29 protein-coding genes are annotated in these 25434 nt (G+C 55.5%); 24 read left to right on the top strand and 5 right to left on the bottom strand.

The window, feature by feature from the left end; all coding sequences use genetic code 11:
* From C5P05_RS02675 to C5P05_RS02660, 4 genes are all read left to right on the top strand, one after another.
* A partial coding sequence (locus C5P05_RS02675) for a flagellin (RefSeq protein ID WP_269813890.1) occupies nucleotides 1-912 on the top strand: 912 nt, incomplete at its 5' end.
* Between the two features lie 154 nt (nucleotides 913-1066).
* Nucleotides 1067-2515: a flagellar filament capping protein FliD gene (gene fliD / locus C5P05_RS02670; protein ID WP_332871325.1), complete on the top strand. Its 1449-nt coding sequence runs from the start codon at nucleotides 1067-1069 to the stop codon at nucleotides 2513-2515.
* 109 nt (nucleotides 2516-2624) lie between these two features.
* Nucleotides 2625-3044, top strand: a complete 420-nt coding sequence (gene fliS, locus C5P05_RS02665) for a flagellar export chaperone FliS (RefSeq protein WP_114968335.1) — start codon at nucleotides 2625-2627, stop codon at nucleotides 3042-3044.
* A 16-nt stretch (nucleotides 3045-3060) separates the two neighbouring features.
* Nucleotides 3061-3360 carry a flagellar protein FliT gene (locus tag C5P05_RS02660; protein ID WP_114968334.1) on the top strand — a complete coding sequence of 100 codons (300 nt, stop codon included), beginning with the start codon at nucleotides 3061-3063 and terminating at the stop codon, nucleotides 3358-3360.
* A 96-nt stretch (nucleotides 3361-3456) separates the two neighbouring features.
* On the opposite strand, the gene fliE is transcribed toward C5P05_RS02660, so the two are convergent.
* Nucleotides 3457-3774, bottom strand: a complete 318-nt coding sequence (fliE, locus tag C5P05_RS02655; RefSeq protein ID WP_114968333.1) for a flagellar hook-basal body complex protein FliE — start codon at nucleotides 3772-3774, stop codon at nucleotides 3457-3459.
* A 177-nt stretch (nucleotides 3775-3951) separates the two neighbouring features.
* Between fliE and fliF the strand changes: the two genes are divergently transcribed.
* From fliF to fliR, 13 genes are all read left to right on the top strand, one after another.
* Complete coding sequence (gene fliF, locus C5P05_RS02650) at nucleotides 3952-5634, top strand: flagellar basal-body MS-ring/collar protein FliF (RefSeq protein ID WP_420130716.1); 1683 nt, start codon at nucleotides 3952-3954, stop codon at nucleotides 5632-5634.
* A gap of 23 nt (nucleotides 5635-5657) precedes the next feature.
* Nucleotides 5658-6656, top strand: a complete 999-nt coding sequence (gene fliG / locus C5P05_RS02645) for a flagellar motor switch protein FliG (RefSeq protein ID WP_114968331.1) — start codon at nucleotides 5658-5660, stop codon at nucleotides 6654-6656.
* Between the two features lie 2 nt (nucleotides 6657-6658).
* A complete protein-coding gene (locus C5P05_RS02640) occupies nucleotides 6659-7342 on the top strand; it encodes a FliH/SctL family protein (RefSeq protein ID WP_114968330.1) in 684 nt (227 codons plus the stop codon).
* Entirely contained in the window at nucleotides 7329-8747 is a 1419-nt protein-coding gene (fliI, locus tag C5P05_RS02635) for a flagellar protein export ATPase FliI (protein WP_114968329.1), read from the top strand. The genes C5P05_RS02640 and fliI overlap by 14 nt, the downstream gene beginning before the upstream one ends.
* Nucleotides 8744-9211, top strand: coding sequence for a flagellar export protein FliJ (fliJ, locus tag C5P05_RS02630; protein WP_114968328.1), 468 nt, complete (start codon nucleotides 8744-8746; stop codon nucleotides 9209-9211). Before fliI ends, fliJ begins: the two co-directional genes overlap by 4 nt.
* Nucleotides 9208-10410, top strand: coding sequence for a flagellar hook-length control protein FliK (locus C5P05_RS02625; RefSeq protein ID WP_114968327.1), 1203 nt, complete (start codon nucleotides 9208-9210; stop codon nucleotides 10408-10410). The genes fliJ and C5P05_RS02625 overlap by 4 nt, the downstream gene beginning before the upstream one ends.
* Before the next feature lie 112 nt (nucleotides 10411-10522).
* Entirely contained in the window at nucleotides 10523-11116 is a 594-nt protein-coding gene (locus C5P05_RS02620) for a flagellar basal body-associated FliL family protein (RefSeq protein ID WP_332871324.1), read from the top strand.
* Nucleotides 11117-11137: 21 nt separating this feature from the next.
* On the top strand, nucleotides 11138-12127 hold the full coding sequence (gene fliM, locus C5P05_RS02615; RefSeq protein WP_114968325.1) for a flagellar motor switch protein FliM: 990 nt from the start codon (nucleotides 11138-11140) through the stop codon (nucleotides 12125-12127).
* 4 nt (nucleotides 12128-12131) lie between these two features.
* Nucleotides 12132-12563: a flagellar motor switch protein FliN gene (gene fliN, locus C5P05_RS02610; RefSeq protein WP_114968324.1), complete on the top strand. Its 432-nt coding sequence runs from the start codon at nucleotides 12132-12134 to the stop codon at nucleotides 12561-12563.
* Nucleotides 12563-12886 carry a FliO/MopB family protein gene (locus C5P05_RS02605; protein WP_114968323.1) on the top strand — a complete coding sequence of 108 codons (324 nt, stop codon included), beginning with the start codon at nucleotides 12563-12565 and terminating at the stop codon, nucleotides 12884-12886. Before fliN ends, C5P05_RS02605 begins: the two co-directional genes overlap by 1 nt.
* A gap of 89 nt (nucleotides 12887-12975) precedes the next feature.
* Nucleotides 12976-13680, top strand: coding sequence for a flagellar type III secretion system pore protein FliP (gene fliP, locus C5P05_RS02600; RefSeq protein WP_269813891.1), 705 nt, complete (start codon nucleotides 12976-12978; stop codon nucleotides 13678-13680).
* Between the two features lie 9 nt (nucleotides 13681-13689).
* Nucleotides 13690-13959, top strand: a complete 270-nt coding sequence (gene fliQ, locus C5P05_RS02595; RefSeq protein ID WP_114968321.1) for a flagellar biosynthesis protein FliQ — start codon at nucleotides 13690-13692, stop codon at nucleotides 13957-13959.
* A 16-nt stretch (nucleotides 13960-13975) separates the two neighbouring features.
* Nucleotides 13976-14743: a flagellar biosynthetic protein FliR gene (gene fliR / locus C5P05_RS02590; RefSeq protein WP_114968320.1), complete on the top strand. Its 768-nt coding sequence runs from the start codon at nucleotides 13976-13978 to the stop codon at nucleotides 14741-14743.
* A 55-nt stretch (nucleotides 14744-14798) separates the two neighbouring features.
* Here fliR and C5P05_RS02585 read toward each other — a convergent pair whose 3' ends face one another.
* Both C5P05_RS02585 and C5P05_RS02580 read right to left on the bottom strand, forming a co-directional pair.
* A complete protein-coding gene (locus C5P05_RS02585) occupies nucleotides 14799-15428 on the bottom strand; it encodes a response regulator transcription factor (RefSeq protein WP_114968319.1) in 630 nt (209 codons plus the stop codon).
* Nucleotide 15429: 1 nt separating this feature from the next.
* Nucleotides 15430-16542: a response regulator gene (locus tag C5P05_RS02580; protein WP_114968339.1), complete on the bottom strand. Its 1113-nt coding sequence runs from the start codon at nucleotides 16540-16542 to the stop codon at nucleotides 15430-15432.
* 208 nt (nucleotides 16543-16750) lie between these two features.
* On the opposite strand from C5P05_RS02580, the gene C5P05_RS02575 reads away from it, so the two are divergent.
* The 7 genes from C5P05_RS02575 (at nucleotide 16751) to C5P05_RS02545 (ending at nucleotide 23138) form a co-directional block, all read left to right on the top strand.
* A complete protein-coding gene (locus tag C5P05_RS02575) occupies nucleotides 16751-17194 on the top strand; it encodes a hypothetical protein (RefSeq protein WP_114968338.1) in 444 nt (147 codons plus the stop codon).
* A 42-nt stretch (nucleotides 17195-17236) separates the two neighbouring features.
* Complete coding sequence (locus tag C5P05_RS02570; RefSeq protein WP_114968318.1) at nucleotides 17237-17599, top strand: response regulator; 363 nt, start codon at nucleotides 17237-17239, stop codon at nucleotides 17597-17599.
* Between the two features lie 47 nt (nucleotides 17600-17646).
* Complete coding sequence (locus C5P05_RS02565) at nucleotides 17647-19821, top strand: chemotaxis protein CheW (protein ID WP_114968317.1); 2175 nt, start codon at nucleotides 17647-17649, stop codon at nucleotides 19819-19821.
* Nucleotides 19822-19850: 29 nt separating this feature from the next.
* Entirely contained in the window at nucleotides 19851-20339 is a 489-nt protein-coding gene (locus C5P05_RS02560; protein WP_114968316.1) for a chemotaxis protein CheW, read from the top strand.
* 120 nt (nucleotides 20340-20459) lie between these two features.
* Nucleotides 20460-21272, top strand: coding sequence for a CheR family methyltransferase (locus tag C5P05_RS02555; protein ID WP_198674597.1), 813 nt, complete (start codon nucleotides 20460-20462; stop codon nucleotides 21270-21272).
* Nucleotides 21273-21334: 62 nt separating this feature from the next.
* Nucleotides 21335-22039 (top strand): chemoreceptor glutamine deamidase CheD, encoded by a 705-nt coding sequence (cheD, locus tag C5P05_RS02550; protein ID WP_114968337.1) that lies wholly within the window; start codon nucleotides 21335-21337, stop codon nucleotides 22037-22039.
* Nucleotides 22040-22049: 10 nt separating this feature from the next.
* A complete protein-coding gene (locus tag C5P05_RS02545) occupies nucleotides 22050-23138 on the top strand; it encodes a protein-glutamate methylesterase/protein-glutamine glutaminase (protein WP_114968314.1) in 1089 nt (362 codons plus the stop codon).
* Between the two features lies 1 nt (nucleotide 23139).
* Here C5P05_RS02545 and C5P05_RS02540 read toward each other — a convergent pair whose 3' ends face one another.
* Nucleotides 23140-25029 carry an ATP-binding cassette domain-containing protein gene (locus tag C5P05_RS02540; RefSeq protein ID WP_114968313.1) on the bottom strand — a complete coding sequence of 630 codons (1890 nt, stop codon included), beginning with the start codon at nucleotides 25027-25029 and terminating at the stop codon, nucleotides 23140-23142.
* Between the two features lie 35 nt (nucleotides 25030-25064).
* Nucleotides 25065-25434 (bottom strand): hypothetical protein (locus C5P05_RS34295; protein WP_232834316.1); only part of this gene is annotated, 370 nt, incomplete at its 5' end.

The following is a 25434-nucleotide window of genomic DNA, read 5'->3' as shown; positions in this document are numbered from 1 at the left end:
GCGGGTGCGAATAACACGACAGCTGGCACGGTGGCCATCAACGGTTCATTGGGCAGCGCCACGATCACGATTGCCGTCAATAGCACCGCCCAAGCCAATACCGCCTTGATCAATGCCCAAAAGGCGACGACGGGTGTGACGGCGACAGCGCAGACGGATGTCAGCTTGACATTTGCAAGTACGGGTGCTTACAGTCTGACTGTGCAATCGGACAATACAACCACGCAGGCGATCTCCTTTTCCCTGTCGGCCACCGGCACTGCGGACGGCCTCTCGGCCGCAGTCTCGGCCATCAACGATCAGTCGTCCAAGACCGGCGTCACGGCCGCCTTGAATACGGCCGGTACGGCCGTGGTGCTGACCAACGCCGCCGGCAACGACATTACCGTGTCGGACACGGCGGTGGCGAATGCGGGCAATGTGACCGTGCAAAAACTCGACAGCGCTGGTGTGGCCTCCGGTGGTACGGCCGTTCTGACGGCTGACGTTACCGCGGCGAGCGCAACTACGGTCGGCTATATCACCCTCGATTCCGAAAAATCGTTTGCCACCGACACCACCACCACAAACGCATTTGCAGATTCGGGCTCCACACTCAACAAAGTGTCCGGGCTGGATGTCACAACATTTACCAATGCAACGAACGCCCTCAAGACGGTTGACTCCGCACTGTCCTTTATCAATGGACAGCGCGCTCAACTGGGTGCCTTGCAATCGCGTTTTGAATCGACCATCGGCAACCTGCAGGTGACCTCGGAGAATCTGTCGGCCTCGCGCTCGCGGATCCAGGATGCTGATTTCGCGCAGGAAACTGCCAACCTGTCGCGGGCCCAGATTCTGCAGCAAGCCGGCACCGCCATGGTGGCGCAAGCCAACCAGTTGCCACAAGGTGTGCTGGCACTGCTGCGGTAAATCGGGTCATAGAAAAAGCCTCAAAGCAGCCCTTTGAGACCTTCATGGCGGCGGCAGGTTTCCTGTCGCCGCCATTTGGTCATTGTGGGTTGATGAAAATTCGAGGCGAATGTCCTGCCTGTTTCGGGGCTAAATAAAGTCCCTTGGGCAGATAATGGATGTTGATTCGCTCGCTGTTCAGGAGTTTCTTATGGCTACCATTTCATCACCGGGTATAGGCAGTGGCCTGGATGTCAAATCCATTGTGTCGCAGTTGGTGGCCTTGGAAAAACAACCCCTGACCAAGCTCCAGGTGCAAGCGGCAACCGTGAGCACGCGGATTTCAGCATTCGGGCAAATTAAATCGCTGATCTCCACCCTGTCCGACGCCGCTGGCACACTCAGCAGCCTGACGACCTGGAACGCAGTTTCAACTACCTCATCCAACGCCACCGCGGTCAGCGCATCGGCGATTGGCGGTACCGCAAGCAATAGTTTCAGTGCACAAGTGACCGTGCTGGCCAAAGCGCAGAGTTATGCGTCCGCTGCCTTGCCACTGCCCACTGGCACGGCATTGGGCGGGGGCACGGTCTCCATCCAACTGGGAAAATGGACCAATCCGACCACTTTCGCAGCCACCGCAGGCGTGGCCGCCGTTGATGTCACGGTCCTCGCAACTGATTCGGTGACCGAGATCGCCAGCAAGATCAACAGTGCGAGCGCGGGTGTTAGTGCCACGGTGCTCAATGACGCTGCCGGGGAGCGGCTCCTGTTGCGTTCAACGTCAACAGGGGAGAGTTTTGGATTCAGCTTGTCTGTCACTGACAGCGATGGCGTTCACGACGATGCTACGGGCTTGTCGCGGCTGGTGTCAGGCGCAAGCACGCAGTACGCCGCAAATGCAGCCGCGACCATCAATGGCAGTATTCCGGTGACCTCCGCCACCAACACATTCACCAACGTTATTTCGGGTGTTACCTTGACCGCGAAAGAGGTGATGACCAGCGCAGCGGAAATCACCGTGGCGCAAGACCAGGGTGTTATGACCACCGCGATCAACAAGTTTGTCAGTGCTTATAACGCAGTCAACCAGATACTGGAAGAAGCGACCAAATATGATCCCGCCACCAAGTCGGCGGGTTTGCTTCAAGGCGATGCGACCGCCATTGGGTTGCAGCGTGCATTGCGGGGGATTTTGCAGTCCTCGACCACCGGCTCTGCTTATACGCGGCTTGCCGATATTGGCATTACTCAGCAGCTTGGCGGCGACCTGGCCGTGGACAATACCAAGCTGACCTCCGCGTTGAACAGCGGGGATGACGTCCGGAACCTGTTTCGCATTGACAACAACAACGAACTCACCAACGGGGTGGCGCGCAAGTTCAAGACCTTTTCTGTTGGATTGTTGGCGACCGATGGCTTCTTTAGCAGCAAGGACGCATCGCTCAAGCGATCACTGGATTTGAATTCAAAGGACCAGCAACGTGTGAACGAAAAGATTACGCGGGTTGAGGCTCAACTTAATCGACGTTACAGCGCGCTCGATGTACAACTCAGTAGTTTGAATGCGCTGAACGCCTACATCACGCAGCAAGTCACCCAGTGGAACAAGAGCACAGCGTAACGGCGAGCATGGTTTCACACGCTGAATTGAAAATGATTTCCGGTACGAATTGGTCTTGATTTGGCGTGGTATTTGCCGATAAAGAATACATAGTTTGAAGGATTCCACCATGTTCACATCAGTAAGTACCCGATCAGCCTCCGCTTACAAAAAAGTCAGTGTCGAGACCAGCGTTGACCAGGCCGACCCGCATCACTTGGTTGACATGTTGTTTGACGGTTTGCTGCACGCTATAGGCGCTGCTCGAGCTGCCCTGAAACGTGGTGACATCAAGGTCAAGTGTCAAAACATCGTGACCTCGGTTCGCATTCTGGAAGAGGGTTTGAAGGGGGGGTTGAACCTGAAGGAGGGTGGCGAACTGGCTGCCAACTTGCAAGGCTTGTATGGTTATTGCGTGCTTCGGCTCACCCAGGCCAATGTGCACAACGACGACGCGGCCATGGAGGAGGTTATCAAAGTGATTTCTCCCATTGCCCAAGGGTGGAAGCAAATCAGCGGTGCCAAGGGTGCGTCTGTGCTCCCCATGTAAAAAGGGAGACTTTGAAATGTCACAAATGCTAATTGACTACTACAAAGCCATCGAAGACAGCAGCCTCAAGATGCTGCATGCAGCCAAGGAAGAAGACTGGGATCAGGTGGTTCGCTTTGAGGGCGCCTGTGCGGTGCTGATTGAGCAACTGCGGGCGAAAGCGCACAGTGAAGAGCTGCTGCCAGCGCAGCGCAGCGAGAAGACCCGCATCATGCAGCGGATTCTGCAAAACGATGCCCAGATACGCTACCTGGCTGAACCTTGGCTGGCCCACTGCGAGCAGGCGTTTGAGGCTTCACCTCAGTTGCTGCATTGATTTGCTATTTATTTAATAGCTGGATGCGCAGATGGTGTAAGGGCTAGAGGCTGATTTGGCTTGTAAATTGCTTTGAGCACCTGCCAGGTAGCAGTGTCAGACCTGCATATTCATGATGTCCGTATAGGCCTGCACCATCCGGTTGCGCACATGCAGCGTGGCCTGAAAGCCGATTTGCGCTTTCTGAATCGCCACCATGGTTTCTTCCAGGCTTACCTTTGGGTTTTCCATCTGAACCTCTTGCTGCAGCCGGGTCGCATCGTTTTGCGCCGCGCTCACCGAGTTGAGGGCGCTCTTCAGTGCGCCGGTGAATCCGCCGTCAGCAGCACCGGTAACCTGGCTCGACGAGAGTCGTGGTGCCAGGCTGGGGCGCACCGTCGTGGGCATGGTGGTGGGTGTAAGTCGGAGTTCCATATGACAGTCTTCCCTGAAAAATTTCGGGCTGACTGATGCTAAAGCCGGTGGTTCCAAAACATTAATTTGAAGTAAGGGGTAAAAACCGGGCTTATCAGACTCATGTTTTCGGGGTGGGACCGAATAATCGCAAGCATTGGTGGTGCAAAATCGCGCCACTCCGTACTGGAAACCATGATGCCTGCCGCTCCCGCCATATCCCTCAACCCGACACTGTCCCAGCGCTTTGCCGGGCTGGACCAGGCCCAAAGGCTTCGCATCGGCTTGGGCGTCGCTCTGTTTGTCGCCATTGGCGTCATCGGGCTGATGATGGGCCGGCAAGCCGAGTGGCGCGTACTGTATGCCAATCTGGCGGACAAAGACGGTGGTGCCATCGTGGCGCAGCTGACGACCATGAATATCCCGTACAAGCACGCCGACGGCGGCGGCGCCATCTTGGTGCCGGCTGACAAGGTGTACGACACCCGCTTGCGGCTGGCGTCCCAGGGTCTGCCCAAGGGCTCGGTTGCTGGTTTTGAAACCATGGATGCCAACCGGTTCGGTATGACACAGTTTCAGGAGCGCTTGGCGTTTCAGCGCGGGCTGGAAGGCGAGTTGACGCGCTCGATTCAGGCGCTTTCATCCGTGCAGAGCGCACGGGTGCATTTGGCCTTGCCGAATCAAAATGGTTTTTTTCGTGAGCAACAAAAACCGACTGCGTCGGTTGTCGTTGGTTTGAACGCCGGGCGCACGCTCGATCGTGCCCAGTTGGCGGGCATCATCCATTTGGTATCTTCCAGCGTTCCTGAAATGAACCCTGCGGCCGTCAGTGTGCTGGATGACACCGGCAAGCTGCTGTCGACCCCGCCCGAGGGGGCCGGTGGCGCGGGTGGCGGTGGTGATGCGCAGCAGTTGCAGTATGTGCAGCAGCTGGAACAGCTTTACAGCCGCCGCATTCTGGACATCCTGGAGCCGGTGATGGGGCGGGACAACGTCAAAGCCCAGGTCACGGCCGAGCTGGATTTTTCGCAGACTGAATCAACATCCGAGTCGCACAAACCCAACCAGACGCCGGATTCAACCGTGATTCGCAGCCAGCAGGTCTCGGAAAGTATGAGCGGCGCGGCCGGTGGACCGCCGTCCGGCGTACCGGGGGCCACGACCAACCAGCCTCCCGCGGCTTCTTCCGCGCCTATCAATGGTGCTGCCCAGGCCTTGACGGCAGCGGGTGGGGCGGCTGGGGCCGGTGGGCCGACCAAGCGTGAATCGATTATCAACTACGAAGTGGACAAGACGGTGCGGGTGGTGCGTGGTGGTACCGGCATCGTCAAGCGCATCAGTGCCGCCGTGGTGCTCAACCACCAGTCCATCACCGACAGCAAGGGTAAGACCACCACCATCCCCTTGACCGATCTGCAAACCGAAAAAATGACGGCTTTGGTGCGTGAGACAATTGGTTTCAATAAAGACCGTGGTGACTCTGTGAATCTCATGAATGCACCGTTCGCACTGGAAAAAGTCGTTCTCACCGACATACCTTTCTGGAAGCAGCCTGAGATTCAGGATCTCGCGCGCAGTTTTGCCTGGCCCGTGGGCACGCTGTTGTTCGGCGCCCTCGTGCTTCTGGGGGTCATCAAGCCGGCTTTGAAAGTATTGGCGCAAACGCAGCCGAAGGTTGCGCTGACATCGCGTCAGCTTGATGCGATAGAGTCAGAGCAGCCGGATCGTCCACAGTTGGCGGCACCGGCTGGCAGCGGCCAGCTTGCAGGACCTACTGCGGGTGAGTTGGCCATCGAGGATGCCCGCAAGTTGACACGCGACAACCCGGCGGCGGTGGCGAATATCGTCAAGTCCTGGATCAACGGTGAGTCGCCGGCCTGATCGGTCCCGGTCTGGAAAACAAGATGGCTCAAACTGACGGTCTGCAAGACGCTGCAATTCTGATGATGTCCCTCGGAGAGGAGGAGGCGTCGCAGGTCTTCAAGCATCTGTCGCCCAAAGAGGTGCAAAAACTGGGTGAGGCGATCGCCAAAACCAAGGCCATTACGCGCGAGCGTGTGGATGAAGTGGTTGACCGGTTTACCGGTATTGCGGCGGCCCACAGCTTGCTGGTGTCGGATTCGGGCGACTATGTGCGCTCCGTGCTGAAGCGGGCGCTGGGCGACGACAAAGCGGCCCTGTTGATTGATCGTATTTTGCAGGGCGGGGACGTCTCCGGCATCGAGAGCCTGAAATGGATGGATCCCTCGTCAGTGGCGGAACTCTTGCGCAATGAGCACCCGCAAATTGTGGCGGCCATTCTGGTTCACCTGGATTTCGACCAGGCGGCGGATGTCATGAAGTTTTTCGGCGAGCGACAACGCAATGAAGTGATGCTGCGCGTGGCGACCATGGAAGGCATTCAACCGTCAGCCTTGAAGGATTTGAATGAGGTTCTATTCAAAGTGCTGGCAGGCGGAGACAAGATGCGCAAGTCTTCCCTGGGTGGGGTCAAGGCTGCGGCGGAAATGATCAACCTGATGGGCACAGCCATTGAGGGCACCGTGATTGAATCCATACGCAATCACGACCCCGACCTGGCCCAGAAGATCATGGACAAGATGTTTGTCTTTGACGACGTGATGAAGCTGGACGATAAAGCAATCCAGATGGTGCTCAAAGAAGTGGCCTCGGATGCACTGATTGTGGCGCTCAAGGGCGCTCAACCGGAGCTCAAAGAGAAGTTTCTGGCCAATATGTCTTCGCGTGCCGCGGAGACGCTGCGCGAAGATCTGGAGTCGCGCGGGCCGATGCGTTTGTCTGAGGTGGAGGCGCAGCAGAAGGAGATTCTGAAGATTGTGCGCCGTCTGGCGGATGAGGGGTCCATCGTGATTGGCGGTGGCGGTGACGACGCGATGGTTTAAGCATGCGTAACTACACCCGTTTTATCCCCGGCGAAGAGATTGGCGCGGTTGAGCAGTGGAATTTTGTCGCGGTCGACACGGCGTCGTTGTTGCTGGCTGCGCAGGCCAAGGTACGCGAGGAAGCTTCTGACCAGGTCAAGCTGGATGCGCTCAAGCAGGAGGGATTTGCCGAAGGCTTTGTTCAAGGGCAAGCCCAGACCCGGCTGGAGGCGCAACGCCAGATCGCTGACTTTATCGCTCATCAGGGCCAGGAGGCGGCACAAAATTTCACCCAACTTTTTGCATCTGTCCAGGCGCAACAGGCCGGTACGGAGCAAGTCGTGGCCAGGGGCGTGCTGGAGCTGGCCTGCGAACTGGCGCGCCAGGTCTTGCGCCGGGAGCTGTCGGTGAATCCGGAGGCTGTGCGGCCCGTCATTCGGGAGGCGTTGGGCTTGCTCACGACCGAGAACAAGAGTGCTTTGATCAGGTTGCATCCGGCTGATTTGGAGTTGCTGGAAGAGGCGGTGCGGGCCGAATTCTCAAGCTTGTCGCTGACGCTGCTTGCTGATGCCACGCTCACCCGGGGCGGTTGTATTGTCGAGTCGGCGGGTACCGTGGTGGATGGCACGCTTGAGAAGCGCTGGATGCGGGCAATTGCCAATCTGGGCCTGGATTCACCTTGGGAGGTGCCAGATGCCGGATCGTGAAGGCTCAGCCAAGTGGCAGCTCTTTCTGGATGATGCCCATAAACGGGTCAATACAGGTTGCACGCTGGAGGTGCGCGGTACGCTGACACGCTTAACCGGTCTGGTGCTGGAAGCCACGGGGATTCGCGTGCCTGTCGGGTCGCAATGCCTGGTGTCAATGAAGTCGCAAACGCCGGTGTTGGCCGAAGTGGTGGGGTTCTCCAACGATCGTGCCTTTTTAATGCCCGCCGGTGATGTGCATGGTTTGTCGAGCGGCGCCAGTGTGGTGCCCGCCGCGGCCTACGTGGCGGTGCCGCGACTGGGTGAACGCCGGCAAACTGAGCGCGCGTCAGGCTACGGCATGCTACGGCTGCCTTTGGGCGATGGTCTGCTAGGTCGTGTGGTGGATGCGCAAGGTGCGCCGATGGACCGGATGGGGCCAATTGCTGATGTGACCTCGCTGCCACTGGACCGGAAGCAAATCAATGCGATGGACCGGGCCCCGGTGCGCGAAACGCTGGACACCGGCGTGCGTGCGATCAATGCGCTGCTGACAATAGGCCGAGGTCAACGCATCGGATTGTTTGCCGGCTCAGGGGTGGGCAAGAGCGTTCTGCTGGGCATGATGGCCCGTTACACCAAAGCCGATGTGATTGTGGTCGGCTTGATCGGCGAACGCGGGCGAGAGGTCAAGGAATTTATTGAAGACATTCTGGGTGCAGAGGGCCGTGCACGGGCGGTGGTGGTTGCTGCGCCAGCCGATGCGCCGCCTTTGCTGCGCATGCAAGGTGCGTCCTATGCCACGGCCATCGCCGAGAGTTTTCGGGATAAGGGCAAGCATGTCTTGCTGCTGATGGATTCGCTCACGCGCTATGCCATGGCGCAGCGTGAAATTGCCCTGGCCATTGGCGAGCCACCGGCGACCAAGGGCTACCCGCCTTCATGTTTCGCCAAAATGCCGCAGCTGGTGGAGCGCAGCGGCAATGGCTTGCATGGTGTGGGCTCGATTACCGCTTTTTATACGGTGTTGTCGGAGGGGGATGACCAGCAGGATCCGATTGCCGATGCGGCGCGGGCCATTCTGGACGGACACATCGTGTTGTCGCGCTCGCTTGCTGAGTCGGGTCATTTTCCGGCCATCGATATCGAGCAGTCTGCGTCCCGGGTTATGCACAACGTGGTGTCGCGCGAGCATTTTGAGATGGCCCGGCGTTTTCGGTCGATCAGCTCCCGCTACGAAAAAGGGCGCGACTTGGTGCAGATTGGCGCCTATGTGAGTGGGTCTGACCCGGCGCTGGATGAAGCCATTAGATTGCATGAGGCCATGTCCCAATTCCTGCAGCAGGACATGTTTGAAGCATCGACATTGGATGCCAGCGTGGGCGAGATGATGGCAACGATAGATCGCAAAGGGGTGTTCCAATGAGTGCGATAAGAAGTCTTTTCCTGGCCATCGAGATGGCCACGCGCAAGCGGGATCAGGCTACTCAGGATTTGATGCGCGTCCAGAATGCCCATTTGTTTGCACAGAGCCAGATGACCCAGTTGGAGACTTACGCCGACGAAACCGAGGCGAGGTGGACGGTCGCCGCACAGATTAGCACTTCACCCGAGTTAATGCGTCACCACTACCAGTTTATGGATCGTTTGCATCATGCAGTTGGGCTGCAGAAAGGCGTTTTGGAAAGCGAGAGCCGGAAGGTGGATCACGCGAAACGCCTTGTCCTGGACGCAGAGTTTCGGCTGGTCAGCTTGAAGCAGGTATTGAAAAAGAAGCAGGCCGACATCTCCATTCTTCAATCGCGTCGCGAGCAAAAGCAGATGGATGAGTTTGCGACCTTGCGTAGCGGTCAGTTAACAGATGGATATTTCAGTGGAGAACGACCATGAGCATTGAACGAAGCGGCGCGGCCAGCAGCCCCAAGACGACGGCTGGTGTCGAGGGTCAATCCGCCGGCAAAAACAAAGTCAAATCGGGCGCGGAAGCAGACGCCACTGCGGCAGGGGGGTTTTTTGCGATTTTGACTTCGCTTGAGCCGCAGTCCGAACCGGCCGACGCAGTCGACACCGCGTTGACGGATGAAGAAAGCGCGAAAGAGGCCACGTTGGCAACTTCTGATCCGCTCATTCCACGGACTCCGAGCTTGCCGATCGACTTGGCAATGATGCTGGAACAAGCCGGCAAAGTAGCCAATTCGAAGTTGTGCACCGTCAGTGATGAGCTCCCGGCCGGGGGCGCGAAAAGCGGCAAGCGCGCAGTTGCCTCGGTCGCGGGGGGCGAACAATCTGACATATCGAGCACGGTTTCCATTTCGCTTGGGTCCGACAAGACGCTGGATGCCAAGCAAAACCTCAATGCCTTGTTCGATCAGATGGCGCAGGGCGTGCCTGTTCAGAATCACAAGTCCAGAGGTGCTGAGTCGCAGGCGGATGCCACCAGCCTTGCAGAATCGCGCGCGAGCAAGCTGTCATCGCTTCTGGATGTCGCGGCCAGGGAGCCCGCTCTCTCGGGCGCGCTGGCGACCAGTGGCATGGGCGATCCCTTCCTTCGCCAAGCGGACAAGGCACTCGCCAAGTCTTCGACTTTATCGTCCGGCTATGGCGTCGAGGGCGCCTGGGGCCAGCACACTTTGCAGGCAGAAAGTCGCGTTGATGCGCCGCCCGTCATGGCCGATCCGTCGACGCTGTCGCTTGAGTCGATGGTGGCCGATACCGTGAGTTACTGGGTTACTCAAGGGGTCCAAAACGCACAATTAAAGCTGGATGGCTTCGGGGGGGCGTCCGTCGAGGTGAGTATTTCGCTCAAGGGGGATGAGGCGCACGTCGGATTTCGGACTGACCAGCCTGAACTCCGCCAGATACTGGAGGGAGCTGTTACGCACTTGAAGGACCTTCTTACCAGTGAGGGCTTGGTGCTGTCGGGCGTGTCCGTAGGAACCTCCGGCCAGGATGGTTCGGGGGCTCAAGAGCAGCGCCATCGTCCGGGCGCACCACGTCAGGCGGCTATCGTTACGGCGGATACTGTGCCAACTGAAAGCCGCCAACGTGCCAATCCATCGGTCGGACGGGCCGTCGATCTTTTTGTATAAGAATCCATGTGGCACAGCAACTTGAATGCCATGCTTTTCCACGGTTAATCCGGCCGTTGCCACATTCAATGTGCTAAATAATGAAGTTCAACACTGTGGATAAGGAAATTTAGTGGCTACCAAACCTGAAGCAGCAAAGCCTGATGCTGGAGAGCCCGCGAAAGGGCCCGCTAAAAGCAAAAAATTAATGCTCATGGGTGGTCTTGTCTTCCTGGTTTTGGCTTTGGCTGGCGGCGGTGCGTGGTTCTTCCTGAGCAAGAAAAACGCCGCTGAAGATGGCGATACTGAGGAAGTTGTACACGTCGCGCCCAAGGGGCCCCCCACATTTATGCCGCTCGACAACATGGTTGTGAACCTGGCTGACCCTGGGGGTGAGAAGGTGGCGCAGATCGGGATAACGCTCGAACTGGCGGATGCGCATGCGACTGATAAAGTCAAAATGTATCTGCCGTCCATTCGAAGCGGCATCCTTTTGCTGATATCCCAGCGGACGGCGGAAGAGCTCTTGCTGATTGAGGGCAAAGAGAAGCTTGCGTCTGATATTTTGGTAGAGGCGTCGCGTCCCTTTGGGCCTGCGGATGCCGGCCATGCGACATCGAAGCCGGGGAAAGACGCGGTCAAGGCAAAGAAGAAGAATGCTGACAAGAATGCAACGGATGAGAACCCGGTACGCGGCGTTCATTTTTCCAGTTTCATTGTTCAGTAAAGGTGAACTCGGAGCAGGCTTATGAGTGAATCTTTTCTTTCCCAGGAAGAAGTCGACGCCCTGCTCGAGGGTGTGACGGGCGAAAGTCAAAAGCTTGTTGAGGAGGTGCACGAGCGTGGTGAGATTCGCTCCTACAACATATCCAGCCAGGAGCGGATTGTTCGTGGGCGCATGCCGACGATGGAAATCGTTAACGAGCGATTTGCACGAAACCTGAGGGTTGGACTTTTTAACTTCATCAGAAGAAGTCCGGAAATTTCGGTCGGACCCGTGACAGTCCAGCGCTATAGCGCGTTTTTGCGTGAACTGGCGGTGCCCACCAATTTCAATATTGTGGCCATTCGACCCTTGCGGGGAAGCGGACTGGTTGTTTGCGAGCCAGCGCTTGTTTTCGGCGTGATTGATACCTTGTACGGCGGCATTGGAAAGTTTCAGGCCCGGATTGAAGGCCGTGATTTTTCAGCAACCGAGCAGCGTGTTATCAATCGGCTGGTTGACGTGATTACTGAGGAATACAAGAAGGCATGGAAGGGCATCTATCCGCTGGAGTTGGAGTATCAGCGGTCTGAAATGCAGCCGCAGTTTGCCAACATCGCGACACCGAGTGAAATCGTTATTTCGACCTCTTTTCAGCTTGAGATTGGGGAGATTACGGGGGCCATCCATTTTTGCATGCCCTACGCGACGCTTGAGCCTATTCGCGATGTGCTGTATTCATCAACGCAGGGCGACTCCATTGAAGTGGACCGACGCTGGGTGAATGTCTTGACGCAGGAAATTCAGGCGGCTCAAATTACTTTGGTGGCTGAGCTGGCGCGTGCCGACGCAACCATTGAGCAGTTGCTGGCAATGAAAGTAGGGGATTTTATTGAGCTGGATCGTCAGCCACGAATTCAGGTTACGGTGGACGGCGTACCGGTATTTGAATGCCAGTATGGGACGCATAACGCAAAGTATGCGATTCGGATTGACAAAAGTTTGAGGGGTAATGACCTCAATTGGAAAGGGTAAAGACATGGCAATTGATGAAAAACCAGCAGAAGATGACGGCATGGCCGATTGGGCAGAGGCCCTTCTGGAGCAGAAAGTCTCGGATGGCGCGGGCGCCGAGTCGGGCGGTATTCTGTCGGGGGAGTCCCCGCGTCCGTTTTCGTCGTCGCCGTTCTCGGGGGATGCCCCGATCAACGACATCAACATGGTGCTCGACATTCCCGTTCAGCTTTCGGTTGAACTGGGGCGGACCAAGGTGCCTATCAAGCACATTCTCCAGTTGGGGCAAGGCTCCGTGGTCGAATTGGATGCCTTGGCCGGCGAGCCGATGGACGTATTGGTGAACGGCTATTTGATCGCGCAAGGTGAGGTGGTCGTGGTGAATGACAAGTTCGGCATCCGTTTGACCGACGTCGTAACACCCTCTGAACGATTGCGCCGGGTCAGCAAGGGTTGATGTCGCCAATGACCTCGACCCTGATTTCTGTCGGACTCTTTGTCATTCTCCTGGCGTTGCTTCCGGTGGGACTTAAGTGGGTGCAGCGTCGCGCGGCTTGTGGCGGCTCTAGCATGACTTCGGCTTCAAGAGTCATTTCTGCGGTTGCGGTTGGCCCACATCAGCGCGTGGTTACGGTTGAAGTCGGGCCTGAGGGAGCCCGCACCTGGCTGACATTGGGGGTCACGGCGCAGTCGATTACGTGTCTGCACAGCGTTGCAGTTGACGCGAAAGCGGAAATGGGTCCACCACAGGTGACTCGAAGCGCGCTCGTTGTATCGTGATGCAGGAGACTAATGTGGACGATCTTGATGTGCGTGGGGCACAACGCATCGGTTGTCTCCGCACGGCGGCGGTGGGTTTCTTTGCGTTGTTGACGCAATCTCCGGTGCTCGCCCAAAGTGCTGGGCAGTTGCCCTTGCTTGTGGGTACGGGCGGGTCGGGGATGAGCTTTTCGGTGCCTATCCAGACCTTGTTGTTCTTTACAGCACTGTCATTTCTGCCGGCGGTGTTACTCATGATGACCGGGTTTACGCGCATTGTGATCGTGCTCTCACTGCTTCGCCAGGCCTTGGGAACCCAGTCTGCGCCGCCGAATCAGGTGGTGGTCGGATTGTCGCTATTCCTGACGTTTTTCGTCATGGGCCCGACGCTGGACAAGGTCTACAACGACGCTTATCTTCCCTATACAAAAAATGCAATTTCCTTTGAGCAGGCGCTGGCGAATGGCGAAGACCCCTTGCGCCAGTTCATGAGCAAACAAACTAGACAGTCAGATTTGGCACTATTCGCCAAGCTTGCCAAACTCGAGCCTGGCATAACGGCTCAAAATGCGCCGATACGGATTCTTGTGCCGGCATTTGTGACCAGTGAACTTAAGTCGGCGTTCCAGATTGGGTTCATGATTTTCATCCCTTTTCTTGTGATCGACATTGTTGTGGCGAGTGTGCTGATGTCTTTGGGCATGATGATGTTGTCGCCCGTGCTGGTGGCTTTGCCGTTCAAGCTGATGCTGTTTGTGCTCGCCGATGGATGGAATCTGCTCATTGGTTCTCTTGCCGCCAGTTTTGTCACCTGAAGTTCGCCCATGAATGCACAAATGGTTTTGACGATGGGGCAGGAGGCCCTGCTGATGCTATTGATGGTGTCGGCCCCGGTGCTGGGCGTGGTGCTCGTCGTGGGCCTGTTGGTCAGTCTTTTTCAGGCAGTCACCCAGATCAATGAGGCAACGTTGGCGTTTGTCCCGAAATTGATCGCGGCCATCGCTGTATTTGCAGTCGCGGGGCCATGGATGCTGAATATGCTGGTTGAGTACATCCGTCGAACCATCGAAGCGATTCCATCGGTCGTTATTTGAACCGGGTGAGTTTGCCGTGATTGCATTAACCGAAGCTCAGTTGATTGCGTGGCTTTCGCCCGTGTTGTGGCCTTTTTTGCGTGTTTTGGCCGTTTTCACAGCGGCGCCTATTTTTTCCTCGAAAACTGTTCCTCTGCGCGCCAGGATTGCTTTGGCCTTTTTCGTTGCATTTGCGGCACAGCCCAGCTTGCAGGGTCAGCCCATCATCAGTATTGCGGGGCCGGAGGCGATAGGCGCCGTGATTCAGCAAGTGGGCATTGGACTGGCCATTGGGTTCACGGTCAGACTTGTGTTTGCCGCAGTCGAATTGGCGGGCGAGGTTGTGGGTTTCCAGATGGGTTTGAATTTCGCTGCTTTTTTTGATCCGTCGCTCAACACCCAATCCAGTGCCGTGGCGAGGTTTTTTGGCCACATGGCCGCATTCTTGTTTGTGGTCATGAATGGGCATTTAATGGTCATGATGGCCGTGATCAAGAGCTTTGAGGCATTTCCGGTCGATCAGAACTTTCTGGAGGCCTTGCAGAAAATGAAACTGTACAACCTTGGCTCGGACTTGTTTGCCAGCGGGTTGTGGATTGCGCTGCCAATGATTGGCATGCTGATGTTTGCCAATTTGGCGCTCGGGATTGTTTCGCGTGTGGCGCCGCAAATGAATATCTATGCGATTGGCTTCCCCATCACACTGACAGTGGGGCTCATCGGCATTACCGCGACACTACCGATGCTGGATCAACCTTTTATGGCACTCATGGAGCGGGCGATTGATATCTTTGCAACGAAGTGACATCCTGATCGATTGAGGGTGTACTTCGCTAAGCTTCCGACTGCGCTGCAAGGCTTCAAACCAATTCGTTGCGAATGGCATACACGGTTAGTTCGGCGTTGTTCGAGAGCTTCAATTTTTCCAGGACCCGGGAGCGGTACACACTGACTGTTTTGGGGCTCAGCATGAGTTCTTCGGCTATGTCGGACAAGCGCTTGCCAGACGCAATTTTCAGAAGCGTCTGGAGTTCACGTTCCGACAGCGAAGCGTGCAGTGTCGTATTTTCAGGTGTGTTCAAACTATCGACCAGCATGTGAGCGACGTCGGGCGTAACGTACTTGCGTCCTTGCGATACGGTTCGTACGGCGGTGATCAAATCGGCCGGTTCGCCAGCCTTGTTCAGGTAGCCTTGAGCACCAGCGCGAAGACAGCGAATAGCGTACTGGTCTTCTGGAAACATGGATACGATCAAGACTTTGATAGGTGAATTGGTTTCCCGTAAGCTGGACAAGACCTCCAGTCCGCCTCGCCCGGGCAGATTGAGATCGAGTACTAGGACGTCACATGCAGAGGTTCGCATGGCTTCGCGAACCTCTGCATAGCTGCCTGCCTCGGCAGTGACTTGGATGTCGACTGCCTCAGAGAGCGTTTCCCGGATGCCGCGGCGAACCATGGCGTGATCGTCGCAAAGAATAACGCGAATCATCTCAATCGGTTCCTGGTTGTGTATCTGAAGGCGGTGGCAACAAAGGCACTGAAAGAATGATGGAAGTTCCCGTGTTGCCATGGCTGCTTATGTCGAGCCAGCCTCCAACTGTCTTTGCTCTTTCACGGAGTCCGCGCAGGCCAAACGCCTTCGGCTTATGGTGTTCTGCTGGCGAGATACCTTTACCATTGTCTTTGACTTCAAGAGTCAACACGTTCTCGGCGTCTGAAAGGTCGATGATGACTTGGCTGCAATTTGCGTGTTTGGCAATATTGGTCAGCGCCTCCTGTGCAGTTCGGTAGGCGACCAACTGGACTGCTTTTGACAGAGACTCTTTTTCTTGAAACACATGTACTTTTGTTTCTATGCCGGTACGTTTCGTGAAACCGCCCGCCAGCCATTGAACCGCAGCGACCAAACCTTGATCCAGAATGGCTGGGCGCAGATTCATCATGATGCGCTGACTCGCTTCGAGTGCATGTTGCAGCATCTCCGTGGCCGCAGTGACATGTTCCTGTGTCATCGCATCGTTTGTGTGCCGGCCTATCCAGGAGAGGTCAAACTTCACGGCAGCCAGAGCGCCGCCAATGTCATCATGTATTTCGCGTGCAATAGCGGCGCGTTCTTGTTCCATTGTCATCTGCAAATGATCGGCAAAATCGGCAAGTCGCTGTTCTGACGCGGCAAGCTCTACATCTGCCAACTCTTTTGCCCGCCGGATGCTGTGAACCTCAATGGATCGGCGGATGACCTGCGCCAACTTGCTCAGATCATCCTTGGCCAAGTAGTCGCTGATGCCCGTTTTGATCGCTGCAACGGCTGCAGGCTCGCCGATGGCGCCGGACAGCAATATAAAAGGGGGTGTGTGTTTTTGTTCCTGTAAAACACTCCACGCATCCAGTGCTGTAAAGCCAGGCAGCCGATAGTCCGCCAGAATGACGTCAAAGCTGAATGTTTGGGCCAGCCGCCCGAACTCTGCAAGCGTTTCTACGCGTTCCAGTTCATAGAACTCCCCCGACTTGTTTAGGGCAAGTCGCACAAGTGCATGGTCAACGGCCGAATCCTCTAAATGCAGAATTCGTATTGGGCGGGGCGGGGAAGCGTCTTGCAGCATGATGAACGCTAGCATTGTCTACGATATGCCCAGATTGGGGGGGGGGCTCGGTTCAAGCCTGATTCACTGAAGTCTGATATTTTGTCCCGATTGCAATTGATTTTTCGAAATGTCGGGGAAATCCTGCTAACCTAGTACTGAGTAAGGCTTTGTGGCTGCAAAAAAATCGTGGGTGACGCGATGCCCGGTGACGTAATTGGATATAAGTATGCAATCGAACCAGACAACATCTTCAGTTCCCGCTGTGCAGCTACCTGTCATGCTGGTGGCTGAGGTGCAGGACTCCCTCCTTGTCGTTGTGCACGATTTGACCCGCCTCGATGGGCTTCTGGCTCATACAATGATGAACTTGATGGAGCGGTTTACCAGTGCCAGCGCCAATCTCGCCGATCCGGTGTTGGTGGCATCTAAAGAACTGGACGCAGTTCGCAGCGCGTTGCGGGCAGCCGTCACTGAATTACAGTTTCAGGACATGGCTTCGCAGCTGATCATGCACACATCCAAAATACTCCAGGGTTGCGCTTATCGGTTGGCCTCTGAGTCAATGGGCCTTGAAGACGGGGAGGCTGTCCCATTTGTTGAGGACGTGCCAGAGCGCCCAAATCCGGTAACGCAAGATGAAATGTACGCCGGTTCTGTAGAGCTTTTTTAAATGTTTCCCATTAACCTACAACTGAAATAGTCGGAGCTTTACATGCCTTTAATACTCGCTGTTGACGACTCTCCGTCCATGCGCAAGATGGTGTCGTTTACTTTAACTGGGGCCGGTTACCAGGTTGTGGAAGCGGTTGATGGAATTGATGCCTACGAAAAGGCCCAGGCGCAGTCATTCGATCTTGTCTTAACCGACCAGAATATGCCCAGACTGGACGGTTTGGGGTTAACCCGTAAGTTGAGGGACCACCCCCAGTTTAAAACCATCCCCATCTTGATGTTGACTACGGAGTCGAGCGACCTTATGAAACAGGCCGGGCGTGCCGCCGGGGCCACCGGCTGGCTGGTTAAGCCGTTTGATCCGGCTCGATTGCTTGAAGTCATTAAGAAAGTGATCAAGTAGATCGTCGGTAAGACGTCGGTTGAACACGCGTAACATTGGAGATTGATATGGCGGAAGCGCATCTAGAAGGTAGTGGGTCAGGGAGTGATTTCGACCTTAGTCAGTTCTATCAGATATTTTTCGAAGAGGCGGGGGAAAATCTCGACTTGATGGAGCGCATGCTGCTCAGCCTGAATCTTGAAACCGCAGATGATGAAGAGTTGAATGGGATCTTCCGTTGCGCGCATTCCGTAAAGGGTGGGGCTGCAACATTCGGTTTTTCGGATGTGGCGGAGTTGACTCATCAAATGGAGTCTCTGCTGGATCGCTTGCGTCGTCATGAATTGCAGCCGAATGCCGAGATGGTGGATGTGTTACTCGAGTCGGCTGACGCTGCCCGGGGACTTTTGGCTCGCCATCAAGCTGGTGGCGAGGGGGATTCACCTCCTACATCCGATTTGGTACGTCGAATCAGTGTGCTGGCGTCAGGCGAGTTTGCGCAGACTTCGACAAGTGTCGTCCCCAGTCCGCCGGTTCCTGTGCCCATGGTCATGCCGGTAATCGAGGTGGTGCCGGCGGTGGTAGTGCAGGCCGCCAATAAGCCATCGAAAATTACGCGTTCTCTTGAAATTCGAATCGGGCCACTGGATCATCCAGAGCAGGCTGACGCCATTAAGGAGCTGTTTCGCGACATTCCAGGCTTGGGAGACATTAAGGTATTGGCCTGTAATCAGCCTGACTCCCGTCTTTTTGCTGTCGAAACGTCGTCTACTGATGAAGATCTGCTGGATTTGTTTGCCTTTCACGTTGCGCGGGCGCAAGTGTTTATCAAAGAGGTCGAGGACGTAGCTGCTGAGCCTGGGTATGGGTTTTTCGATGACGCGGCTGGTGCACCGAGGAAAGTCTCTTATGATGATGACCCACCACCGGGAGCTCCATTGGCCCCTTTTCCGGGGTTCGGTTTCTTCGATGGCGCTCCAGGTGCTCCCGCTCCTGCTGCGGGCCTGACTGTTAGTGCTGCTGAGCCCTCAGCGCCTGCCAGGGTTGGAGCTAAGACGACGGCTTCCGTTGTGCAACCAGAGGCCGCGACGATCAGGGTTGCGATCAGCAAGGTTGATCAACTGATTAACCTTGTCGGGGAGTTGGTCATCACGCAAGCAATGCTCGCGCAAAACAGCCGGGCACTTGACCCGGCCCTCTATCAGCAACTTTTGACTGGGCTGACGGATCTTGACCGGAATACGCGGGATTTGCAGGAATCCGTGATGTCGATCCGGATGATTCCGATGTCGATCGTGTTCAGCCGCTTTCCGCGGATGCTGCGAGACCTTGCGAGCAAACTCGGCAAGAAAGTTGATTTTGTGACGCAGGGCGAAGCCACTGAGCTTGACAAAGGCCTGGTGGAGAAGATTACCGATCCTCTGACGCATTTGGTGCGCAATAGCTGCGATCACGGCATTGAAATGCCCGCTGACCGCGTCCGTGCGGGTAAATCTGAAACCGGGACAATTACCTTGTCCGCAGCCCATCAGGGGGGCTCTATCGTCATTGAGGTTCGTGACGATGGACATGGGATGTCACGCCAAAAGATTTTGGCAAAAGCCCGCGAACGAGGGATGGATGTGTCAGACCAGATGCCGGACTCTGAAGTCTGGATGTTGATTTTTGCACCCGGCTTCTCGACAGCTGACGTGGTGACGGATGTGTCCGGGCGAGGTGTCGGAATGGATGTGGTCAAGCGCAACATAGCTGCTTTGAATGGCACCGTGGAGATTGATTCTGCAGAGGGCTACGGCATGAAGGTGTCAATTCGGCTGCCGCTGACGCTGGCCATCATGGATGGCATGTCTGTTGGCGTGGGCGACGAGGTCTACATATTGCCACTGTCGTCTGTTGTGGAGTCGTTCCAGGTGAAATCGGATGCTGTAAGCACCGTTGGGCAGGGCGCGCAATTGGTGAAAGTGCGCGACGAATACATGCCGGTGATCGAGTTGGAAAAAGTGTTTCAAGTTCCTCGTTTCGATGTTGAGAAGTCCAGCGACATCATGGTCGTGATTGAGGCCGATGGGAGCCGGGTCGCATTGCTCGTTGACGAATTGCTTGGGCAACAGCAGGTGGTGGTGAAAAACCTTGAGTCAAATTATCGGAAAGTTCCCAATATATCGGGCGCAACAATTCTGGGAGACGGCAAGGTGGCCCTCATCCTTGATACCGGCGCACTGGTTCGCCGCTCGCGTCACTAAATCCCACAACTGACTAGAAGGAGAACAGGATGGGCGCAATGGAAAAAATTGGCGAAATGATAGCGACCGGTGCACGAGAATACTTGACCTTCCGGCTGGACCAGGAAGAGTATGGCATTGACATTCTGAAGGTCCAGGAAATACGTGGGTATGAACCGCCAACGCGCATTGCAAATGCACCTAATTTCATTAAAGGGGTTGTCAATTTACGGGGCACGATTGTTCCTATTGTTGACATGCGCTTGAAGTTCAATTGTTCAAAGGCTGAATACAACTCCTTCACGGTGGTCATTATTCTCAATCTGCACAATCGAATTGTGGGGATTGTGGTTGATTCGGTTAGTGACGTGATGGAACTCCCGGCTGAAAGCCTGAAAGCTGCCCCGGACGTTGAAAGTGTGATCGATAGTGACGCCGTCCTTGGGCTCGGGTCGCTGGGAGATCGCATGTTGATACTGCTCGACATTGAGAAACTCATGTCAGGCGTGGACATGGAGTTGGCCCCGGATGTCGTTTAATCAAATTTCTGTCAGCGCTTCCAGGTAGCCGGTGGCATGTTGCTAGCAAACAGAGACACCCGTCTCATTGCTTCCGTTCAGGTGCAATCGGTGGGTGGTGCTGACGCCACTGGGGTGGGCATGCAGGGACGTGAATTCGTTTGGACGGATGCTGATTTTGATCGGGTTCAGACCTTGATTTATCAGCGAGCCGGCATCAGTCTGCATGATGGCAAACATGCCATGGTGTATAGCCGTTTGTCCCGGCGCCTGCGCGATACCGGACATCAAAGTTTCAAAGATTATTTGGGCTGGCTGGAGACACATGATGGCCCCGAATGGCAAGAATTCGTCAACGCCTTGACAACGAATCTGACCTCTTTTTTTCGCGAACAGCACCATTTCGAAATTTTCGCAAGCCACTTGAAATCCAAGCCTGCGAGTGCGACTTGGCGTGTCTGGTGTAATGCTGCGTCGACCGGTGAAGAGCCTTACTCTATTGTCATGACCGCGTTGGAGGCGCTTGGCTCCAAGGCCAATTTGGCGTTGATTGCCAGCGACATTGACTCCAAGGTGCTGGCGTCTGCCGCGCAAGGCGTCTATCGGCTTGAGGGGCTCAAGGGTGTTAATGAGGCGCGTATGCAGCGTTTCTTTCTTCGGGGCAAAGGTGCAAACGAAGGCATGGCGCGCGTGAAGCCCGAACTGCAGCGCCTGATTCAGTTCATTAGCGTGAATCTGATCCGGGATGACTGGCCGTTTCGTGAGCCGTTTGATGTTGTTTTCTGTCGCAACGTTATGATTTATTTTGATGCGCCCACCCAGCGCAAAGTGCTTGAACGCATACATCGTGTGATGGCGCCGGGCAGCTTGTTGTTTGTCGGACATGCTGAAAATTTCAGCGAATCAAGGGACTTATTCGTTCTGCGAGGCAAAACCGTCTATGAACGCCGTTAGGTTCTTAAATTTGATGAGTGGCGTCCTTGTACGTCACCGCTCCAATCGACTGCAAGGTACACATGAATTTGCCCCAATCTAGCCAGGGAGCTTTGCCTGTTCGTTCTGCAGGGGCGCCCATAGCTTCCAAAATATTGCTGGGGACGAGAGTATCCCGCGTTGATCAACTCAAGGCGCAACCCCGAAATCCCGGGGAAGCTTCTTTTTTTTACCACGATCATCATTTCCAGTACGACGCGGTCAAGGTGCTGCCCGGTGAATATTTCGTTGCCAATGAAGATTTGGTCATCATGACGGTTCTGGGTTCGTGCATTTCAGCCTGCCTTTGGGATGGCAAGGTACGCGCTGGCGGGATGAATCACTTTATGCTTCCCGATGGTGACAGTGCCGACGGCTTTGGCCGGTACGGCTCTTATGCCATGGAGTTGCTTATCAATGAAATGTTGAAGAAAGGCGCCCGTCGCGAGTCGATGCAGGCCAAAGTGTTTGGCGGTGCTCAGGTCATGGCTGGATTTACCACCATGAACGTGGGAGAGCGGAACACGAAGTTTGTGCTTGACTATCTTGCCACGGAACGGATTCCTGTGGTGTCGCAAGATGTGCTGGATATTCACCCGCGAAAAGTTTGTTTCTTCCCCGTGACTGGCAAAGCACTGGTTAAGCGGTTGGCCCATTCCCATCCAGAAACGCTTGCCGTGGAAGAGCGTAAAGGCAATGCGGCTACCGTCGCAAAGTCGACTTCTGGCGGCTCAGTGGACTTGTTTTGAGGATCTTGAATTGAAGAAAATTCGAGTTTTGGTGGTGGATGATTCCGCATTGGTGCGAAGCCTGTTGGCAGAAATCATCAATCGGCAACAAGACATGGAATGCGTTGGATCTGCCAATGACCCACTGATAGCCCGGGAGATGATCCGCGAACTGGACCCTGATGTGCTCACCTTGGACATCGAGATGCCACGTATGGATGGTATTGATTTCCTGGGACGGCTGATGCGCCTGCGCCCCATGCCGGTCGTCATGATCTCTACATTGACAGAGCGGGGGGCGGAAGTCACGATGAAAGCGTTGGAGTTAGGCGCTGTTGATTTTGTTGCGAAACCCCGAATTGGTGTGGCCGACGGCTTGAGCGAGTTGTCCACCCAAATCGTGGAAAAAGTCCGAATCGCCGCTGCCGCCCATATCAAGCGTGTGGTAGCTGCGCCTGCTTTTTTCTCGCCGGCTGCAGGCGGAGCAGTTCCCACACGCGCGCCGGTTGCCTCAATCGGCCGGGTATCAACCGAAAAGCTTATTTGTATTGGCGCATCGACTGGGGGCACTGAGGCCATCAAGGAAATATTGACTCGCCTGCCGGCAGATTCGCCTGGCATCGTTATCACCCAGCACATGCCGCCTGGTTTCACCACCAGTTTCGCGGCTCGACTGAACAGTTTGTGCCAGATTACGGTTCAGGAGGCCGTGAATGGCGAGCGAATCCTCCCGGGGCATGCCTATATTGCACCCGGGGGCAAACAGTTCCGAGTGGACCGCAGTGGCGCCAATTATGTAGCGGTCGTTGAGGATGGTGAGTTGGTGAATCGGCACAAACCGTCGGTCGAGGTGTTGTTCAAATCTGCCGCCAACGTGGTCGGTCGCAACGCGTTTGGCATCATGTTGACGGGCATGGGCAACGATGGCGCCCGGGCGATGCGTGAAATGAAAGACGCTGGCAGCTATAACTTTGTGCAGGACGAGGCCTCCTGCATCGTTTTCGGTATGCCGCGCGAAGCGATATTGCATGGCGCCGCTGACGAGGTATTGCCCCTCACCGCGATAGCACCTGCATTGATCGCCAAGTTGAGCAGCGCTACAGATCGTTACAGGGTGTGAATTAACTGCCTGAAAGCGCTTCCCAGCGGGCCAGTGCGGTCAGCATTTCTTCTTCAATGGCCGCGTCACGAGTGTAAAGCTCGGTGGCCCGAAGGGGATCTTTGGCGTATAGGCCTGCATCAGCCAGCTCGCTTCTCAGGGTTGCCTGTTCCTGTTCCAAGGTTTCAATCTTTGCCTGTAAACCGTCAAGTTCGCGTTGCGCTTTGTTGCTAAGCTTCTGGGGCGTCAATATCTTCTTAAGGTCGGTAGACTTAGTGTGTTTTTGGCCTTTAGCCCCTGTCTGCTGTGCGTTACTAGCTATTGAGTTTGTAGCAAGTTGAATCTCCTTGCTGCGTTTGGATTGCACCAGCCAATCCTGAACACCACCTTCGTATTCACGCCACAACCCATTGCCTTCATATGCAATCGTGCTTGTCACCACGTTGTCCAGGAAAGTCCGGTCATGGCTGACCAAAAACACAGTTCCTTCATAGCCTTGGAGTAACTCTTCCAACAATTCCAGCGTTTCGATGTCCAAGTCGTTGGTGGGTTCGTCCAGGACCAGTACATTGGCCGGGCGGGCGAACAAACGTGCCAACAGCAGGCGGTTGCGCTCGCCCCCGGATAGGGACCGCACCGGTGAGTTGGCGCGGGCCGGAGAAAACAGGAAGTCCCCCAAGTAGCTCTTGACGTGCTTGCGCTGGTTGCCGATCTCAATCCATTCGCTGCCCGGACTGATAAAGTCCACCAATGTAGCGTCCAGATCCAGTGCGTTGCGCATTTGATCAAAGTAGGCAACCTGCAAGTTCGCGCCTTGCCGAATCTTGCCACTGTCCGGTAGCAATTCGCCCAAAATGAGCTTGAGCAGCGTCGTTTTACCTGCCCCATTGGGGCCGAGCAAGCCAATCTTGTCACCACGCATCACAGTGGCCGTAAAGTCTTTGATAATGACTTTGTCACCGAAGGACAGGCTGGCATCCGTCAATTCAGCCACCAGCTTGCCACCCAAAGCACCGGAGGCCACGTCCATTCGCACGCTGCCAACGGCATCTCGATGAGCCTTGCGGCTTGCGCGTAAATTTTCCAGTCGCACAATGCGGCTTTGACTGCGGGTACGCCGGGCCTCAACGCCCTTTCGAATCCAGATCTCTTCCTGGGCCAGCAACTTATCCGCCTTGGCGCTGATCACCGCTTCTTGCGCCATTTGATCCTCTTTCAGAACCAAATATTGCGCAAAGTTGCCGTCGTAAGAGCGAAACTTGCCGCGGTCAAGCTCCACTATGCGGGTCGCCACCCGGTCCAGAAAGCTGCGATCATGGGTGATGGTTACGACGCTTCCCTTGAAAGCAATTAGCAAGTCTTCCAGCCATTCAATGGAGTCAAGATCAAGGTGGTTGGTGGGTTCATCCAGCAGCAGCACGTCAGGCTGCGCCACCAGCGCCTGCGCCAAGGCAACCCGTTTTTTTGTGCCGCCTGAGAGCGTGCTGATCACCGCATTTTCATCGAGATGCAGGCGGTGCAGCGTTTCCGTTACCCGCTGCTCCCAGTTCCAGCCATTTTGCGCTTCAATCGCACTTTGCAGGGTGTCGAGGTCCCCTACGCCTTCGCAATATTGGTCAATCAAGGCTATAACCCCCGATATACCGGCACTGGCCGCTACAAATACAGTAGCATCCTGGTCGAGAACCGGTTCTTGGGCTACATAGGCCAGGCGTAGGTTTTGCTGCAACTGCAAAGTGCCGTCATCGGCTTTTTCCAGTCCGCCTAAAATTTTTAGAAATGACGTTTTACCAGTGCCATTGCGACCAATCACACCAACGCGCTCGCCGGTTTCGAGTGCAAAGTCCGCGTGATCGAGTAAAGCCACATGCCCGAAAGCGAGTTGGGCGTTTAGGAATGTAATAAGTGCCATATTGCTGCCGATTATCGTTCCGAGCAGTAAACGATTCATTCCGCCATCGCTGTCACATCGCCGTTGACACCGAACCTTGAGCTTCTCTCCAAGCAGACTGAGATGTTTTCATGGAGAAGCGCTGCTGCTCCTGTCGTCGAGGCATGAGATATTCCAAGTAGGGCGTGAGTGGTGGGGCTGGTGTTGTGACGCATGGCGCAGCGGTTGGCGGGCGCTGTATGTATGTATGGATGGGAACGCGGTTGGGGGGAGCTGCCTTTGGCCTGCGAAAGAGCGGACTCTGTCAGCGCGGGCGAAAACAGTTCGCAAAAGCCGGATAAAACGTGCCATAATTCGAGGCTGCACTGATGAAGCGCAGGCAAATTCGCAGGGTGTGCAGCAATGCAAATCCGATTGAAGTGCAGC

This window comes from Rhodoferax ferrireducens, assembly GCF_003347515.1.
Lineage (GTDB): Bacteria > Pseudomonadota > Gammaproteobacteria > Burkholderiales > Burkholderiaceae_C > Rhodoferax.
The sequence above is the reverse complement of the archived record's forward strand: the minus strand, read 5'-3'. Positions and strand labels throughout refer to the sequence as shown.

Coding starts and splice junctions, on each gene's coding strand:
- fliD (WP_332871325.1), top strand. CDS start 1,067: ATGGATGTTGATTCGCTCGCTGTTCAGGAGTTTCTTATGGCTACCATT.
- fliS (WP_114968335.1), top strand. CDS start 2,625: ATGTTCACATCAGTAAGTACCCGATCAGCCTCCGCTTACAAAAAAGTC.
- C5P05_RS02660 (WP_114968334.1), top strand. CDS start 3,061: ATGTCACAAATGCTAATTGACTACTACAAAGCCATCGAAGACAGCAGC.
- fliE (WP_114968333.1), bottom strand. CDS start 3,774: ATGGAACTCCGACTTACACCCACCACCATGCCCACGACGGTGCGCCCC.
- fliF (WP_420130716.1), top strand. CDS start 3,952: ATGCCTGCCGCTCCCGCCATATCCCTCAACCCGACACTGTCCCAGCGC.
- fliG (WP_114968331.1), top strand. CDS start 5,658: ATGGCTCAAACTGACGGTCTGCAAGACGCTGCAATTCTGATGATGTCC.
- C5P05_RS02640 (WP_114968330.1), top strand. CDS start 6,659: ATGCGTAACTACACCCGTTTTATCCCCGGCGAAGAGATTGGCGCGGTT.
- fliI (WP_114968329.1), top strand. CDS start 7,329: ATGCCGGATCGTGAAGGCTCAGCCAAGTGGCAGCTCTTTCTGGATGAT.
- fliJ (WP_114968328.1), top strand. CDS start 8,744: ATGAGTGCGATAAGAAGTCTTTTCCTGGCCATCGAGATGGCCACGCGC.
- C5P05_RS02625 (WP_114968327.1), top strand. CDS start 9,208: ATGAGCATTGAACGAAGCGGCGCGGCCAGCAGCCCCAAGACGACGGCT.
- fliM (WP_114968325.1), top strand. CDS start 11,138: ATGAGTGAATCTTTTCTTTCCCAGGAAGAAGTCGACGCCCTGCTCGAG.
- fliN (WP_114968324.1), top strand. CDS start 12,132: ATGGCAATTGATGAAAAACCAGCAGAAGATGACGGCATGGCCGATTGG.
- C5P05_RS02605 (WP_114968323.1), top strand. CDS start 12,563: ATGTCGCCAATGACCTCGACCCTGATTTCTGTCGGACTCTTTGTCATT.
- fliQ (WP_114968321.1), top strand. CDS start 13,690: ATGAATGCACAAATGGTTTTGACGATGGGGCAGGAGGCCCTGCTGATG.
- C5P05_RS02585 (WP_114968319.1), bottom strand. CDS start 15,428: ATGATTCGCGTTATTCTTTGCGACGATCACGCCATGGTTCGCCGCGGC.
- C5P05_RS02580 (WP_114968339.1), bottom strand. CDS start 16,542: ATGCTGCAAGACGCTTCCCCGCCCCGCCCAATACGAATTCTGCATTTA.
- C5P05_RS02575 (WP_114968338.1), top strand. CDS start 16,751: ATGCAATCGAACCAGACAACATCTTCAGTTCCCGCTGTGCAGCTACCT.
- C5P05_RS02570 (WP_114968318.1), top strand. CDS start 17,237: ATGCCTTTAATACTCGCTGTTGACGACTCTCCGTCCATGCGCAAGATG.
- C5P05_RS02565 (WP_114968317.1), top strand. CDS start 17,647: ATGGCGGAAGCGCATCTAGAAGGTAGTGGGTCAGGGAGTGATTTCGAC.
- C5P05_RS02560 (WP_114968316.1), top strand. CDS start 19,851: ATGGGCGCAATGGAAAAAATTGGCGAAATGATAGCGACCGGTGCACGA.
- C5P05_RS02555 (WP_198674597.1), top strand. CDS start 20,460: ATGCAGGGACGTGAATTCGTTTGGACGGATGCTGATTTTGATCGGGTT.
- cheD (WP_114968337.1), top strand. CDS start 21,335: ATGAATTTGCCCCAATCTAGCCAGGGAGCTTTGCCTGTTCGTTCTGCA.
- C5P05_RS02540 (WP_114968313.1), bottom strand. CDS start 25,029: ATGGCACTTATTACATTCCTAAACGCCCAACTCGCTTTCGGGCATGTG.